The sequence below is a fragment of the Piscinibacter defluvii genome, assembly GCF_004011805.1.
In the GTDB taxonomy this organism is placed as follows: Bacteria; Pseudomonadota; Gammaproteobacteria; order Burkholderiales; family Burkholderiaceae_C; genus Piscinibacter; species Piscinibacter defluvii.
The window spans coordinates 170,064-185,679 of sequence record NZ_RCHJ01000014.1 but is presented as its reverse complement, the minus strand read 5'-3'; the positions used below and the strand labels follow the sequence as shown (position 1 = coordinate 185,679).

Annotated in this window: 10 protein-coding genes; 5 read left to right on the top strand and 5 right to left on the bottom strand. The window is 69.5% G+C overall.

Annotated elements, in window-relative coordinates:
- Position 1: 1 nt before the first annotated feature.
- Positions 2-3,925, bottom strand: coding sequence for a DUF3683 domain-containing protein (locus D9C15_RS21900; protein ID WP_128000592.1), 3,924 nt, complete (start codon positions 3,923-3,925; stop codon positions 2-4).
- 212 nt (positions 3,926-4,137) lie between these two features.
- Between D9C15_RS21900 and ugpB the strand changes: the two genes are divergently transcribed.
- From ugpB to D9C15_RS21880, 4 genes are all read left to right on the top strand, one after another.
- Positions 4,138-5,454, top strand: coding sequence for a sn-glycerol-3-phosphate ABC transporter substrate-binding protein UgpB (gene ugpB / locus D9C15_RS21895; RefSeq protein ID WP_128000591.1), 1,317 nt, complete (start codon positions 4,138-4,140; stop codon positions 5,452-5,454).
- A 10-nt stretch (positions 5,455-5,464) separates the two neighbouring features.
- The gene (ugpA, locus tag D9C15_RS21890) at positions 5,465-6,352 is read left to right on the top strand and encodes a sn-glycerol-3-phosphate ABC transporter permease UgpA (protein WP_128000590.1); all 888 of its coding nucleotides are present in this window, start codon (positions 5,465-5,467) and stop codon (positions 6,350-6,352) included.
- Between the two features lie 94 nt (positions 6,353-6,446).
- On the top strand, positions 6,447-7,298 hold the full coding sequence (gene ugpE, locus D9C15_RS21885; protein WP_128000589.1) for a sn-glycerol-3-phosphate ABC transporter permease UgpE: 852 nt from the start codon (positions 6,447-6,449) through the stop codon (positions 7,296-7,298).
- Positions 7,299-7,308: 10 nt separating this feature from the next.
- Positions 7,309-8,376: a sn-glycerol-3-phosphate import ATP-binding protein UgpC gene (locus tag D9C15_RS21880; protein WP_128000588.1), complete on the top strand. Its 1,068-nt coding sequence runs from the start codon at positions 7,309-7,311 to the stop codon at positions 8,374-8,376.
- Positions 8,377-8,389: 13 nt separating this feature from the next.
- Here D9C15_RS21880 and D9C15_RS21875 read toward each other — a convergent pair whose 3' ends face one another.
- Together D9C15_RS21875 and D9C15_RS21870 are read right to left on the bottom strand one after the other, a co-directional pair.
- Entirely contained in the window at positions 8,390-9,007 is a 618-nt protein-coding gene (locus D9C15_RS21875; RefSeq protein WP_240668509.1) for a GNAT family N-acetyltransferase, read from the bottom strand.
- Between the two features lie 22 nt (positions 9,008-9,029).
- Positions 9,030-10,394 carry an MFS transporter gene (locus D9C15_RS21870; RefSeq protein ID WP_128000587.1) on the bottom strand — a complete coding sequence of 455 codons (1,365 nt, stop codon included), beginning with the start codon at positions 10,392-10,394 and terminating at the stop codon, positions 9,030-9,032.
- Positions 10,395-10,830: 436 nt separating this feature from the next.
- Here D9C15_RS21870 and D9C15_RS21865 point away from each other — a divergent pair, with 436 nt between their 5' ends.
- Entirely contained in the window at positions 10,831-11,565 is a 735-nt protein-coding gene (locus D9C15_RS21865) for an alkaline phytoceramidase (protein ID WP_128000586.1), read from the top strand.
- Here the strand turns inward: D9C15_RS21865 and argJ are convergent.
- Complete coding sequence (gene argJ, locus D9C15_RS21860) at positions 11,543-12,772, bottom strand: bifunctional glutamate N-acetyltransferase/amino-acid acetyltransferase ArgJ (RefSeq protein WP_128000585.1); 1,230 nt, start codon at positions 12,770-12,772, stop codon at positions 11,543-11,545. The genes D9C15_RS21865 and argJ overlap by 23 nt on opposite strands.
- 27 nt (positions 12,773-12,799) lie before the next feature.
- The gene (gene secA / locus D9C15_RS21855; RefSeq protein ID WP_128000584.1) at positions 12,800-15,544 is read right to left on the bottom strand and encodes a preprotein translocase subunit SecA; all 2,745 of its coding nucleotides are present in this window, start codon (positions 15,542-15,544) and stop codon (positions 12,800-12,802) included.
- Positions 15,545-15,616: the final 72 nt, after the last annotated feature.

Sequence of the window (15,616 nt, the reverse complement as noted above, 5' to 3'; positions counted from 1 at the left end):
GTCAGACCAGCACGCGCTCGATGCCCCCGGCGTTGGCGCGTGCCACGTACTCGGGCAGCCACTGCTCGCCGAGGATCTTGCGCGCCATCTCGACGACGATGTAGTCCGCCTCCAGCAGGCCGTTGGCGAGATCGTCGCCATAGCGCTGCAGACCCTGCAGGCAGCTCGGGCAGGAGGTGAGGATCTTCACGTCGCCCTGGGCCGGCACGGCGCCCGCGCCGCCTGCGGCGCCTTTCATCATCTCGCGCAGCGCGGCTTCGTCGCGGCGCAGTTCCTCGGTCTTGCGGAAACGCACCTGGGTCGAGATGTCCGGCCGCGTCACGCCGAGCGTGCCGCTCTCGCCGCAGCAGCGTTCGCTCTTGCGGACGTTCTCGCCCACCAGCGCTTTCACCGTCTTCATCGGCTCCTGCAGCTTCATCGGCGTGTGGCAGGGGTCGTGGTAGAGGTAGCCGCCGCTGCCCTCGAGCCTGATGCCCTTCTCGAGCAGGAACTCGTGGATGTCGACGATGCGGCAGCCGGGGAAGATGTCCTCGAACTTGTAGCCCTGCAGCTGGTCGTAGCAGGTGCCGCAGCTCACGACGACGGTCTTGATGTCCAGGTAGTTCAGCGTGTTGGCCACGCGGTGGAACAGCACCCGGTTGTCGGTGATCATCTTGTCGGCGCGGTCGTAGTCGCCGCTGCCGCGCTGTGGGTAGCCGCAGCACAGATACCCTGGCGGCAGCACCGTCTGCACGCCGGCATGCCACAGCATCGCCTGCGTCGCCAGGCCCACCTGCGAGAACAGCCGCTCCGAGCCGCAGCCCGGGAAGTAGAACACCGCCTCGCTGTCGGGCGTGGTGCTCTTCGGGTCACGGATGATCGGCACGTAGGCCTTGTCCTCGATGTCCAGCAGCGCGCGCGCCGTGCGCTTGGGCAGGCCACCGGGCATCTTCTTGTTGATGAAGTGGATCACCTGCTCCTTCACCGGCGGCAGGCCCACGGTGGCCGGCGGCCGGGCGGTCTGGCGCTTCGCGAAGGCGGACAGCAGCCGGTTCGCGCTGCGCTGCGCCTTGAAGCCGACATCGACCATCGCCGAGCGCATCAGCTTGATGGTCTCGGGCTGCGTCGCGTTGAGGAAGAACATCGCCATCCGGTTGCCCGGGCGGAAGCTCTTCTGGCCCATCTTGCGCAGCAGGTTGCGCATGTTCATCGACACGTCGCCGAAGTCGATCTTCACCGGGCAGGGCGACAGGCACTTGTGGCAGACGGTGCAGTGCTCGGCGACGTCCTCGAACTCCTGCCAGTGCTTGATGCTGATGCCGCGGCGCGTCTGCTCCTCGTACAGGAAGGCCTCCACCAGCAGCGAGGTGGCGAGGATCTTGTTGCGCGGGCTGTACAGCAGGTTGGCGCGCGGCACGTGGGTGGCGCACACCGGCTTGCACTTGCCGCAGCGCAGGCAGTCCTTGATGCTGTCGGAGATGGCGCCGATGTCGCTCTGCTGCATGATCAGCGACTCGTGGCCCATCAGGCCGAAGCTCGGCGTGTAGGCGTTCGTGAGGTCCGCCTTCAGCGCGGGGTCGCGCAGCAGCTTGCCCTTGTTGAAGCGGCCCTCGGGGTCGACGCGCTTCTTGTAGTCGGTGAAGCCGGCCAGCTCCGCATCGCTCAGGAACTCGAGCTTGGTGATGCCGATGCCGTGCTCGCCGGAGATCACGCCGTCGAGCCGGCGCGCCAGCGCCATGATGCGCGCCACCGCCTCGTGGGCGGTCTGCAGCATCGCGTAGTTGTCGCTGTTGACCGGAATGTTGGTGTGCACGTTGCCGTCGCCGGCGTGCATGTGCAGCGCCACCCACACGCGGCCCTTGAGCACCTGGGCGTGGATCTGCTGGCAGGCGTCGACGACCGGCGCCAGCGCGGCCCCGGCGAAGAGCTGCTGCAACGGCGCGCGGATCTGGGTCTTCCACGAGGCGCGCAGCGAATGGTCCTGCAGGTCGGCGAAGAAGCTGCGGCCGCTGGCCGGATTCGGCGCGTCGAGGTTCTGGAGCCAGTGCTGCCACAGGCCGCGCACCTCGCGCACCAGCGCGAGCGCCTGCTGCACCCGGTCTTCCAACAGTTCGGCGCTGGCGATCTCGTTGGCGTCGTCGGTCTTGCCCAGCGGCAGGCTGCCCTTGTCGAAGAAGGCCTCCAGCGCGTCGGCGAACTCGATCTTGTTGCGCAGGGAGAGCTCGATGTTGATGCGCTCGATGCCCTCGGTGTACTCGCCCATGCGCGGCAGCGGGATCACCACGTCCTCGTTGATCTTGAAGGCGTTGGTATGGCGGCTGATCGCCGCGGTGCGCTTGCGGTCGAGCCAGAACTTCTTGCGTGCCTCGGCGCTGACGGCCACGAAGCCCTCGCCGCTGCGCGAGTTGGCGATGCGAACCACCTCGCTGGTGGCGCGGGCCACGGCGTCGGCATCGTCGCCGGCGATGTCGCCGATCAGCACCATCTTCGGCAGCACCGCGCGCTTGCTCTTGGTCGCGTAGCCGACGGCCTTCAGGTAGCGGTCGTCCAGGTGCTCCAGGCCCGCCAGGATCGCGCCGCCGCGCTTCTGCTCGGCGAACATGAAGTCCTTGATCTCGACGATCGAGGGCACCGCGTCCTTCGGGTTGCCGAAGAACTCCAGGCACACCGTGCGGGTGTGCGCCGGCATCTTGTGCACCACCCAGCGGGCCGAGGTGATCAGTCCGTCGCAGCCTTCCTTCTGGATGCCCGGCAGCCCGGCCAGGAACTTGTCGGTGACGTCCTTGCCCAGGCCCTCCTTGCGGAAGGTGGCGCCGGGGATGTCGAGCCGCTCGGTCTTCTCGAGCTTCTTGCCGGTCGCGTCGAACCAGCGCAGCTCGAAGCTCGCGGTCGGGGCGTCGTGGATCTTGCCGAGGTTGTGGTCGAGGCGCACCACCTCGAGCCAGGTTGCCTGCGGCGTGACCATGCGCCAGGAGGCGAGGTTGTCCAGCGCCGTGCCCCACAGCACGGCCTTCTTGCCGCCCGCGTTCATCGCGATGTTGCCGCCGATGCAGGAGGCCTCGGCCGACGTCGGGTCGACCGCGAAGACGAAGCCGGCACGTTCGGCCGCGTCCGCCACGCGCTGGGTGACGACGCCGGCTTCGGTCCACACGGTCGGCACCGGTTGCGCCACGCCCGGCAACGAGGTCATCTCGACCTCGCTCATCGCCTCCAGCTTCTCGGTGTTGATCACCGCGCTGTTCCAGGCCAGCGGCACGGCACCGCCGGTGTAGCCGGTGCCGCCGCCGCGCGGGATGATGGTCAGCCCGAGCTCGATGCAGCCGGCCACCAGCGCGGCCATCTCGGCCTCGCTGTCGGGCGTCAGCACGACGAACGGGTACTCGACCCGCCAGTCGGTGGCGTCGGTCACGTGGGCCACGCGCGACAGGCCGTCGAACTTGATGTTGTCGCGGTCGGTGCGGCGCCCCAGCACCCGCACGACGCGCCGGCGCAGCTCGGCCATCGCGTCGAACTGGCGTGAGAAGCCCTCGACGGCGCTCTGCGCGGCCTCGAGCAGCTCGCCCACCAGGGCATCGCGCTCGCCGTCGGCCTGCGGCGCGCGGCGCGCCTCGATGGCGTGCAGCCGATGGTGCAGCGCGTCGATCAGCGCCTTGCGGCGCTTCGGGTTGTCCAGCAGGTCGTCCTGCAGGTAGGGGTTGCGCTGCACCACCCAGATGTCGCCCAGCACCTCGTACAGCATGCGCGCCGAGCGGCCGGTGCGCCGTTCCTCGCGCAGCCGGTTCAGCACGTCCCAGGCGCGCGTGCCGAGCAGGCGGATGACGATCTCGCGGTCGGAGAACGAGGTGTAGTTGTAGGGAATCTCGCGCAGGCGCGGAGCGGTGCCCTCGGTGGCCGGGCCGGTCGGGGCGACGGCGGCCAGCTGGGACAAGGTGGCGGGTGCGTTCATGGCGGTCGGGGGCTGGCGTGCCCCCGATCAGGCTGTCAGGGGCGAATCGTAGCAAAGGGCCGCATTCCCCTGCCCGCCGGCGCCCGCCCCCCTGGCGGGTTATCCCCGTTGCCGCGGGCGACGCACGCGACCATAAACGCGCCTGTCACAAGAGCCGTAGACACTGGCCGGCTGGCCCACGAGGCCTGTCACGAAACCATCACGGAGCCGTCATGAAGCCCTTCCGCATCGCCTGCACCGCCCTCAGCGCCCTCGCGCTGGCCGCCGCCCTGCCCGCCCGGGCCCAGACCGAGATCCAATGGTGGCACTCGATGACCGGCGGCCTGAACGACTGGGTCGTCGATCTGGCCAACGGCTTCAACGCCAGCCAGAAGGACTACAAGGTCGTGCCGACCTACAAGGGCCAGTACGACGAATCGATGACGGCCTCGATCGCCGCCTTCCGCGCCGGCAACGCGCCGCACATCGTGCAGGTGTTCGAGGTCGGCACCGCGACGATGATGGCGGCCAAGGGTGCGGTCGTGCCCGTCGGCCAGGTGATGGCCGACGCCGGCTACAAGTTCGACCCGAAGGCCTACATCTCCGCCGTCGTGGGCTACTACACGGCGCCCAACGGCCAGATGCTGAGCTACCCGCTGAACAGCTCGACCACGGTGCTGAACTACAACAAGGACGCGTTCCGCAAGGCCGGCCTCGACCCGAACAAGCCGCCGGCCACCTGGCCGGAGCTGGTGTCCGCCGCCGCCAAGCTGAAGGCCTCCGGCGTGGCCTGCCCGTTCACGACGAGCTGGCAGGGCTGGACGCAGCTGGAGAGCTTCTCGACCTGGCACAACACGCTGTTCGCCACGCACAACAACGGCTTCGGCGGCAACGCCGCGCGCCTGGCCTTCAACAGCCCGCTGCACGTGCGCCACATCGAGAACCTGGCCAACATGGCGCAGCAGGGCCTGTTCCACTACCGCGGCCGCGGCAACCTGGGCGACGCGCCGTTCTACTCGGGCGAATGCGCGATGGCCACCGCCTCGTCGTCGACCTACGCGAGCATCAAGAAGAACGCCAAGTTCGAGTTCGGCATCGCCCCGCTGCCCTACTACCCCGACGTGCCCGGCGCGCCGCAGAACACCGTGATCGGCGGCGCCTCGCTGTGGGTGATGTCGGGCAAGAAGCCGGCCGAGTACAAGGGCGTGGCCGCCTTCTTCAACTACCTCACCAGCCCCGAGATCCAGGCCAAGAGCCACCAGCGCACCGGCTACCTGCCGGTCACGCTGGCTTCCTTCGAGCTGACCGAGAAGTCCGGCTTCTACAAGCAGAACCCGGGCACCGACACCGCGGTCAACCAGATGATCCGCAAGACGACCGACAAGTCGCGCGGCGTGCGTCTGGGCAGCATGCTGCAGATCCGCGCCATCGTCGACGAGGAGCTCGAGCAGGTCTGGGCCGGCAAGAAGCCCGCCAAGGACGCGCTGGACAGCGCGGTCAAGCGCGGCAACGAGCTGCTCGAGCGCTTCGAGCGCGCCAACAAGTCCTGATCGCGCGATCTTGGCCGCCGAGAAACGCGTCGTCTTCCGCTCCGGCTGGCTGCCCTGGGCGCTGCTCGCGCCCCAGGCGGCCGTCATCGCGGTGTTCTTCTTCTGGCCGGCCGGGCAGGCGCTGCTGCAGTCGTTCCAGCAGTCCGACGCCTTCGGCACCTCGACCGAGTGGATCGGGCTGGAGAACTTCGCCCACCTCTGGAACGACCCGACCTACCTCGCGTCGTTCCAGACCACCGCGGTGTTCTCGGTGCTGGTGGCCGGGCTGGGCATCGCGATCTCGCTGCTGCTGGCGGTGTTCGCCGACCGGGTGGCGCACGGCGCGCTGGTCTACCGCACGCTGCTGATCTGGCCGTACGCGGTGGCCCCCGCGGTGGCCGGGGTGCTGTGGCTGTTCATGTTCGCGCCCTCGATCGGCATCGTCTCGTACGCGCTGCGCAGCATCGGTATCGACTGGAACCACCTGATCAACAGCGGCCAGGCGATGGCGCTGATCGTCGCGGCAGCGGTGTGGAAGCAGATCTCCTACAACTTCCTGTTCTTCCTCGCCGGGCTGCAGAGCATCCCGAAATCGCTCATCGAGGCCGCGGCGATCGACGGCGCGCGGCCCTGGCGGCGCTTCTGGACCATCCAGTTCCCGCTGCTCTCGCCGACCACCTTCTTCCTGTTCGTGATCAACGTCGTCTACGCCTTCTTCGACACCTTCGCGATCGTCGACGCGGCCACCCAGGGCGGTCCGGGCAAGGACACCGCGATCCTCGTCTACAAGGTCTACTACGACGGCTTCAAGGCGCTGGACCTCGGCGGCTCGGCGGCGCAGTCGGTGGTGCTGATGGTGATCGTGATCGCGCTGACGGTGGTGCAGTTCCGCTTCGTCGAGAAGAAGGTCAACTACTGATGATCCACACCTGAAATGAAACCCCCACGCTCACTTCGTTCGCTGCCCCCCGAGGGGGCGCGTCAGTGGCTTCGGGCAGTCGGGCGCCACTGACATGGTCGAACGCCGCCCCACCCTCGGCATCCTCGCGCACGTCGTGCTGATCGCCGGCGTCGCGCTGGTCGCGTTCCCGCTGTGGGTGACCTTCGTCGCCTCCACGCAGACGGCCGAGCAGATCCTGCAGGTGCCGATGTCGCTGCTGCCGGGCGACCGGATGGTCGAGAACTACCTCGCCGCGCTCGGCGGCACGGGCCAGGGCGCGGCGTCCAACGCGCCGGTGGGCCGCATGATGATGGTCAGCCTGATCACCGCGCTGGTCATCGCCTTCGGCAAGATCGCGATCTCGCTGCTCTCGGCCTTCGCGATCGTCTACTTCCGCTTCCCGCTGCGCCATGTGTTCTTCTGGGCCATCTTCATCACGCTGATGCTGCCGGTCGAGGTGCGCATCGGGCCGACCTACGCGGTGGTCGCCAACCTCGGCATGCTGAACACCTATGCCGGCCTGACCGTGCCGCTGATCGCCTCGGCCACCGCGACCTTCCTGTTCCGCCAGTTCTTCCTGACCGTGCCCGACGAGCTGGTGGAGGCGGCGCGCATCGACGGCGCCGGGCCGATGCGCTTCTTCATCGACGTGCTGCTGCCGCTGTCGGCCACCTCGATCGCGGCGCTGTTCGTCATCCAGTTCATCTACGGCTGGAACCAGTACCTCTGGCCGCTGCTGGTGACCACCGACGAGTCGATGTACCCGGTGGTGATCGGCATCAAGCGCATGATCAGCGGCGGCGACGCGGCGACCGACTGGAACATCGTGATGGCCACGGCGATCCTGGCGATGGTGCCGCCGGCGCTGGTGGTGCTGCTGATGCAGAAGTGGTTCGTCAAGGGCCTCGTCGACACCGAGAAGTAGAAAGAAGCGCATGGGAGCGATCAGCATCCGCGACGTGGTCAAGCGCTACGGCCGCGGCGACAAGGCGAACCAGGTGATCCACGGCGTGAACGCCGAGATCGCGGACGGCGAGTTCATCGTCATCGTCGGGCCCTCGGGCTGCGGCAAGAGCACGCTGCTGCGCATGGTGGCGGGGCTGGAGGAGATCAGCGGCGGCGAGATCGCGATCGCCGGACGCGTGGTCAACCACGTCGAGCCGAGCGAGCGCGACATCGCGATGGTGTTCCAGAACTACGCGCTGTATCCGCACATGAGCGTGTTCGACAACATGGCGTACGGGCTGCGCATCCAGAAGGTGCCGGTCGACGAGATCCGCGCGCGCGTGGACAAGGCGGCGGCGATCCTGCAGCTCGGGCCCTACCTGACCCGCAAGCCGCGCGAGCTCTCGGGCGGGCAGCGCCAGCGCGTCGCGATGGGCCGCGCGATCGTGCGCCAGCCGGAAGTGTTCCTGTTCGACGAGCCGCTGTCCAACCTCGACGCCAAGCTGCGCGCGCAGACGCGCCTGGAGATCCAGAAGCTGCACGGCGAGCTGGGCGTCACCTCGCTGTTCGTGACGCACGACCAGGTCGAGGCGATGACGCTGGCGCAGCGCATGATCGTGATGAACGCCGGCCGCATGGAGCAGATCGGCACGCCCGAGCAGGTCTATGCGACGCCGGCCACCACCTTCGTGGCCGGCTTCATCGGCGCGCCGCCGATGAACCTGGTGTCCGGGCGCGCCGAGGGCACGCGCTTCGTGCTCGAGGGCGCCGAGCTGGCCCTGCCCGCGCCGGCGCCGCGCGACGGTGCATTGATCCTCGGCCTGCGGCCGGAGCACACCGAGCTGCAGGCCCCCGGCAGCGGCTGGCCGTTCGCCGTCGATACCGTCGAGATGCTGGGCGCCGAGCGCCTGGTGCACGGGCGTGTCGGCAACGCGCCGTTCACCGTGCGGGTCGACGCGACGCTGGCCGCGCCGCGCGCCGGCGATGGTCTCGCGCTGCGCGCGAGCCCGGCGCACCTGCACTGGTTCGACGCGTCGACACAGCAGCGCGTCGGCTGACGATCGCTGCGGATCAGGCCGCCGCGGCCGCGGCGTTCGGCAGCGCCATCGGCTCCTCGATGCCTCGCACCCGCGCGTAGACCCGTGTGCTGCGCACCTCGCCGGTGGGCGAGAGGCTGTCGCCGCGCAGCAGCGCCTCGAGCGTGAAGCCGGCGCGCTCGGCCAGGCGCCAGCTGAGCCGGTTCGCGTCGTCGGTGCGGATCTCGACACGCCGCGCGGCCAGCTGGTCGAAGGCGAAGCGCACCAGCGCATGCACCGCCTCGGTGGCATGGCCGCGCCCGCCGAAGCCGCGCCGGCGCCAGTAGCCGATCTCGAAGCTGCGCAGCGCCCAGTCGATGTGGTGCAGCCCGATGCCGCCGATCAGGCTGCCCTCGCGGCCGAGCACGTCGCGCTCGAAGATGAACAGGTGCAGCTCCTCGCGCAGCAGGTAGCGGGCATGGGCGCGGCGGCACCAGGCCTCGCTCTCGGCCACGCTCTTGTCGGCGCGCGCCCAGGGCATCCAGGGTCGCAGGTCCTGGATCGATTCGCGCTCGGCCTCGTTGGCCACCGGGCCATCGCCCGGGCGCGGGCAGCGCAGGATCAGCCGTTCGGAGACGAGCTGCATCGGCAGGTCGATGAGCACGGGGTCCATGGTCCAAGTCCTCCTTGATCGTTCAGTTCGTGCCGAGGCGGCTGTCGCGCACCTCGGCCTCGGCGCCGAGCCAGTCGTCGACCGACTCGGGCAGTGGAAGCTCGCGCACGCGCCGGATCACCGGCACCTGCGACGCCACCAGCGCCAGCAGCAGCGCCGTGCCGCCGGCAAAGGCGAGCGCGCTCCGCAGGCCCACATGCTCCCCGAGCCAGCCGCCCAGCAGCGCGCCGGGGCCGGCCGGGATCAGGATCAGCCAGCGCATCGTGCTCGTCATGCGGCCCAGCAGCGGCTCGGGCGTCACCGCCTGGCGCAGCGCCAGGAAGTTGATGAACACCAGCACCGCACCGGCCGAGAACATCAGCAGCATCAGCGCGAAGGCCGAGACGCCCCAGCGGTCGGCCGGCGCCAGCGCGAGCAGGCACCAGCCCGCGCCGCACACCGCGAAGCCGAGCGTCAGGCAGGGCCCCGGACCGATGCGTCGGCTGATGCGGTCGCCCCAGATGCTCGCGAGAACCGTGCCCACCCCCATGCCGACATAGCTCAGGCCGACCTGGTGCTCGCTCAGGCCGAGCGTGCGGGTGGCGAACAGGATCTGCACCACGATGGCCGCGTGATGGCACATCTGCCACACACCCACCGCACAGGCCAGTGCCACCAGCAGGCGCTGGCGCGCGACGAAACGCACGCCGGCCTTCAGGTCGCGCCAGAAGTGGGCGTCGTGGCGCACCGCGCGGCGCTCGTCGACGACGATGCCGCGCAGGATCGTCGCGGAGACGACCAGCAGCGCTGCATCCACCAGCAGCGCGAGCGGCGCGCCGACCAGCTTGATCAGCAGCCCCGCGAAGCCCGGGCCGGCCACCTCGGCGCCCGAGGTCGCCAGCGCATTCTTCGCGTGCGCCTCGACCAGGCGCTCGCGCGCCACCACCTGCGTCAGCACGATCTGCGCGGCCGAGCCGGCGGTGGTGAACACGGTGCCGATCACGAAGGCGACGATGTACAGCCAGGGCATGGTCAGCCAGCCGAGCCACCAGGCCAGCGGCACGCTCGACACCACTGCGGCCAGCAGCAGTTCGCCGGCCACGTAGACCGGCAGCTTGCGCACCCGGTCCAGCCACACGCCCGAAGGCAGCGAGAACAGCACGAAGGGCAGGATCTCCATCGCGGTGAGCAGGCCCATCTGCGTGGGGCTGGCATGCAGCAGTACCGCCGCGGTGAGCGGCAACGCGAGCATGGTGACCTGGCCGCCGAAGGAGCTGATCAGGATCGAGGTCCACAGCCTGCGGTAGGTGACCTGGCGCAACAGGTCGTCGTGCGGCAGCAGGCCGTCGAGCCAGCGCCTCAGCCGCACGATGCGTCCCTCCTTGCCTTCCAGCAGCCATTCGGTCATGGCTTCCTCGTCTTTCTCTCGCGGCGGGCTCCGGTGGGAACCCTGGCGGGCCGTTGGGCCCGTTGACGGAGGAACTGGGGACACCCGATTCCTCCGCCGATCTCTCGGCGGGGGCCTCGGTGGAGGCGGGTGCCGAGAGGACTAGATGGCGCCGATGGCCCGCTTGGACGGGCGATTCGGCGCTGCGACGCCGAGCCACGACGCCAGGCCGAACGACGCGGCGCGAGGGCGGCGGCATACGGCGAGGTGGAGGGCGTGGCTCATGGCGTGGCGTGGGCGGGATCGAATGCGAAACATCCTAGCAGCCTCCCTGCGTGGCCTGCAATCGGTAGAACGTGGGATGCGGCGTCGACGCGCGATACCGGCAGTGCCGCCGCATGCCACCGGCAGCCGCCGCGCTTGCGCGGGCGGCGGGCCGGCGTGCAGCATGTGCGCCATGACACGTTCCCACCTCCTGCTGGCCGCCACGCTGCTGTTCGCCCTCGCGCTGCTGCTGCACGGGCCGATCCCGCAGTGGAGCAGCTACCACGACTTCGCCGACCGGCGCACCTGGTTCGCGGTGCCGAATGCAGCCGACGTGCTGAGCAACCTGCCCTTCCTGCTGATCGGCGCCTGGGCCTGGGCCGCGCTGCGCGACGTGCCGTGGCGACTGTTCGCGCTGGCGATCGGCGCCACCGCCTTCGGCTCGGCCGGCTACCACTGGGCGCCGGACAACGCCTCGCTGGTGTTCGACCGCCTGCCGATCGCGGCCGCGTGCGCCCTGCTGGTCTGCCTGTTCCTGGCCGAGCGCGTCGACCCGCGCTGGGCGCGCCCCGCCGTGCTGGCCGGGGCGCTGGTCGCGGCGGCGGCGTCGGTGCTGCTGTGGTGGGCGAGCGAAGAAGCCGGCCGCGGCGACCTGCGCGCCTACCTGTTCGTGCAGTTCCTGCCGATGGTGCTGGTGGTGGCCGGCCTCTCGATGCGCCTGCGCCCGCTGTCTGCCCACGCGGTGAGCGACGCTGCATGGTGGACGACGCTCGCGCTCTACGCTGCGGCCAAGGCCCTGGAGCTGGCCGACCATGCGGTGCTGCAGGCCAGCGGGGTGGTCAGCGGCCACACGTTGAAACACCTGCTGGCCGCCGCCGCGGCGGCCTGGCTGCTGCGCGCAGCGATCAGGAACGGTAGTCCGCGTTGATCTTCACGTAGTCGTACGAGAAGTCGCAGGTCCACACGGTGGCGTGGGCCTGGCCGCGGTTCAGCACGATGCGCACCGTCATCTCGGAGCGCTTCATGACCCGTGCGCCGTCCTCCTCGCGGTACTCGGGCCGGCGCCCGCCGCGGTGCACGACGTGCACGTCGTCGAGGAACAGGTCGATCTGCGACTGGTCGAGGTCGGCGATGCCGGCGTAGCCCACCGCCGCGAGGATGCGGCCGAGGTTCGGGTCGCTGGCGAAGAACGCCGTCTTGACCAGCGGCGAATGCGCGATGGCATAAGCCGCCAGGCGGCACTCTTCCTTCGTGCGCCCGCCGTCCACACGCACGGTGATGAACTTGGTGGCGCCTTCGCCGTCGCGCACGATGGCCTGGGCGAGTTGCTGGGCGACCTCGATCAGCGCGGCGCGCAAGGCCGCGCCGTCGTTCGATTCGACCTGGGTGATGGGCGCGTGGCCGGCCTGCTGCGTGGCGATCAGCACGAACGAGTCGTTGGTCGAGGTGTCGCCGTCGATCGTGATGCGGTTGAACGAGCGGTCGGCCGCCTCGCGCACCAGTTCCTGCATCAGCGCCGGGGCGATCACCGCGTCGGTGGCGATGAAGCCGAGCATGGTCGCCATGTTCGGCCGGATCATGCCGGCGCCCTTGCTGATGCCGGTGATGGTGACCGTCCGGCCGCCGATCTGCACCTGGCGCGAGGCCGCCTTGGGCACCGTGTCGGTGGTCATGATCGCCTCGGCCGCCAGCGCCCAGTTCGCGGGCCTGGCGTCGGCCAGCGCCGCCGGCAGCGCGGCCTCGATGCGCTCGTTCGGCAGCGTCTCCATGATCACGCCGGTCGAGAACGGCAGCACCTGCTGCGGCGTGACGCCCATCAGCGCGCCGAGCGCCGCACAGGTGGAGCGGGCTCGGGCCAGGCCGTCCGCACCGGTGCCGGCATTGGCATTGCCGGTGTTGACCACGATCGCGCGGATGCCCTGCCCGGCTGCCAGGTGCTCGCGGCAGACCTGCACCGGCGCCGCGCAGAAGCGGTTCTGCGTGAACACGCCGGCCACCGCGCTGCCCGCGGCGAGCCTGACGACCAGCACGTCGCGGCGATTCGCCTTGCGCACGCCGGCCATCGCGATGCCGAGTTCGACGCCGGCGACGGGGTGCAGATCGGCAGGGTTGGGGGCCGACAGGTTCACCGGCATGGCGCTCTCCCGGAATCGATCAGCCGCTCAGGCGAGCCGGCCGTGGCACTGCTTGTACTTCTTGCCGCTGCCGCACGGGCAGGGGTCGTTGCGTCCCACCTTGGGCACCTGGGCGGCGAGCGTGGCGACGTCGGTCTCCTCGGCCTCGCCGCCGTCCTCGGTGGGGTGGCGGTAGGTCACGTTGCTGATGCGCTCGGCCGCCTCCTCGATCGCCTCGGCGGCCTGGGCGGCCTCCTCCTGCGTCTGGATGCGCACGGTCATCAGCATGCGCGTGACCTCCATCTTCACCAGGTCGAGCATCTGCGAGAACAGCTCGAAGGCCTCGCGCTTGTATTCCTGCTTCGGGTTCTTCTGCGCGTAGCCGCGCAGGTGGATGCCCTGGCGCAGGTAGTCGAGCGCGGCGAGGTGCTCGCGCCAGTGCGAGTCGATCGACTGCAGCAGCACCATGCGCATGAAGGGCGTGAACTGCGCGTCGCCGACACGCTCGAGCTTGGCCTGGAAATGCGCGTCGGCGGCCTTGATCACCTTCTCGACCACGTCCTCGTCGGTGATGCTGCTGCTCTTCTCCACCTCGGCAGCCAGCGGTACCTCGAGCTGCCACTCCTCGCGCAGCGTCTTCTCGAGCGCGAGCAGGTCCCACTGCTCCTCGACGCTGTCGGCCGGCACGAAGGTGCGCACCACGTCGGTCATCGTGCTGGCGCGCAGGTTGGCGATCTGCTCGTTCAGGCTCTGCGCCTCGAGGATCTCGTTGCGCTGCTGGTAGATGACCTTGCGCTGGTCGTTGGCGACGTCGTCGTACTCGAGCAGCTGCTTGCGGATGTCGAAGTTTCGCGCCTCCACCTTGCGCTGCGCGCTCTCGATGCTGCGCGTCACGATGCCGGCCTCGATGGCCTCGCCGTCGGGCATCTTCAGCCGCTCCATGATCGCGCGCACGCGGTCGCCGGCGAAGATGCGCATCAGCGGGTCGTCGAGGCTCAGGTAGAAGCGCGAGGAGCCCGGGTCGCCCTGGCGGCCGGAGCGGCCGCGCAGCTGGTTGTCGATGCGGCGCGACTCGTGGCGCTCGGTGGCGATGATGCGCAGGCCGCCCTGCGCCTTGACCTTCTCGTGCAGGCTCTGCCACTCGTCCTGCAGCTGCTTCGCGCGCGCGGCCTTCTCCTCGGGCGGCAGCGACTCGTCGGCCTCGAGGAACTGGATCTGCTTCTCGACGTTGCCGCCGAGCACGATGTCCGTGCCGCGGCCGGCCATGTTGGTGGCGATCGTGATCACGCCCGGGCGACCCGCCTGCGCGACGATCTGCGCCTCCTTCTCGTGCTGCTTGGCGTTGAGCACCTGGTGCTCGAGCTTGGCCTTCGTCAGCAGCGCCGAGACCTTCTCGGAGTTCTCGATCGAGGTGGTGCCCACGAGCACCGGCTGGCCGCGCTCGTGGCAGTCGCGGATGTCCTTGGTGACGGCGTCGTACTTCTCGCGCTCGGACTTGTAGACGAGGTCGAGCTCGTCCTTGCGGATGGTCGGCCGGTTCGGCGGGATCACCACGGTCTCGAGGCCGTAGATCTCCTGGAACTCGTAGGCCTCGGTGTCGGCCGTGCCGGTCATGCCGGACAGCTTGCCGTACATGCGGAAGTAGTTCTGGAAGGTGATCGAGGCGAGCGTCTGGTTCTCGCTCTGGATCTTCACGCCCTCCTTGGCCTCCACCGCCTGGTGCAGGCCGTCGCTCCAGCGCCGGCCGGTCATCAGTCGGCCGGTGAACTCGTCGACGATGATCACCTCGCCGTTCTGCACCACGTAGTGCTGGTCGCGGTGGTACAGGTGGCGCGCGCGCAGGGCCGCGTACACGTGGTGCATCAGCGTGATGTTGGCCGGGTCGTACAGGCTCGCGCCCTCGGCCAGCAGCCCGGCCTGGGCGAGGATGGCCTCGGCGTTCTCGTGGCCGGCCTCGGTGAGGAAGACCTGGTGGCTCTTCTCGTCCACCGTGAAGTCGCCCGGCACCTTGACGCCCTCGCCGGTGCGCGGGTCGGCCTCGCCCTCCTGGCGCTTGAGCTGCGGCACCACGGCGTTGATGCGCACGTACAGCTCGGTGTGGTCCTCGGCCTGGCCGCTGATGATCAGCGGGGTGCGCGCCTCGTCGATCAGGATCGAGTCGACCTCGTCGACGATCGCGTAGTTCAGGCCGCGCGCGACGCGGTCGGCCGTGTCCTGCACCATGTTGTCGCGCAGGTAGTCGAACCCGAACTCGTTGTTCGTGCCGTAGGTGACGTCGGCGGCGTAGGCGGCCTGCTTGTCCTCGCGCGGCATCTGCGGCAGGTTCACGCCCACCGACAGGCCGAGGAAGTTGTACAGGCGCCCCATCCACTCGGCGTCGCGGCGGGCCAGGTAGTCGTTGACCGTGACGACGTGAACGCCCTTGCCGGAGATCGCGTTCAGGTAGACCGGCAGCGTGGCCACGAGCGTCTTGCCCTCGCCGGTGCGCATCTCGGCGATCTTGCCGTTGTGCAGGGCCATGCCGCCGATCAGCTGCACGTCGAAGTGGCGCATCTTCAGCGAGCGCTTGCCGGCCTCGCGCACGGTGGCGAAGGCCTCGGGCAGCAGCGCGTCGAGCGTCTCGCCCTTGGCGTGGCGGGCGCGGAACTCGTCGGTCTTGGCCTTCAACGCCTCGTCCGACAGCGTCTCGAACGTCGGCTCCAGCGCGTTGATCTGGGCGACGACACGCCGGTACTGCTTCAGCAGGCGCTCGTTGCGGCTGCCGAAAATGGAGGTGAGGAGCTTGGGCAACATGCGACGACGGCGGCGGCGTTCTTCTGAGGGGGCTCGCCGGCCCCGCAGCCACCGGCCGCGGCACGACGGCGC

What these genes read in the sequence shown, in the direction of transcription:
- D9C15_RS21900 (WP_128000592.1), bottom strand. Translation starts at nt 3,925, where the DNA reads ATGAACGCACCCGCCACCTTGTCCCAGCTGGCCGCCGTCGCCCCGACC.
- D9C15_RS21870 (WP_128000587.1), bottom strand. Translation starts at nt 10,394, where the DNA reads ATGACCGAATGGCTGCTGGAAGGCAAGGAGGGACGCATCGTGCGGCTG.
- D9C15_RS21865 (WP_128000586.1), top strand. Translation starts at nt 10,831, where the DNA reads ATGACACGTTCCCACCTCCTGCTGGCCGCCACGCTGCTGTTCGCCCTC.
- secA (WP_128000584.1), bottom strand. Translation starts at nt 15,544, where the DNA reads ATGTTGCCCAAGCTCCTCACCTCCATTTTCGGCAGCCGCAACGAGCGC.
- ugpB (WP_128000591.1), top strand. Translation starts at nt 4,138, where the DNA reads ATGAAGCCCTTCCGCATCGCCTGCACCGCCCTCAGCGCCCTCGCGCTG.
- ugpE (WP_128000589.1), top strand. Translation starts at nt 6,447, where the DNA reads ATGGTCGAACGCCGCCCCACCCTCGGCATCCTCGCGCACGTCGTGCTG.
- D9C15_RS21880 (WP_128000588.1), top strand. Translation starts at nt 7,309, where the DNA reads ATGGGAGCGATCAGCATCCGCGACGTGGTCAAGCGCTACGGCCGCGGC.
- D9C15_RS21875 (WP_240668509.1), bottom strand. Translation starts at nt 9,007, where the DNA reads ATGGACCCCGTGCTCATCGACCTGCCGATGCAGCTCGTCTCCGAACGG.
- argJ (WP_128000585.1), bottom strand. Translation starts at nt 12,772, where the DNA reads ATGCCGGTGAACCTGTCGGCCCCCAACCCTGCCGATCTGCACCCCGTC.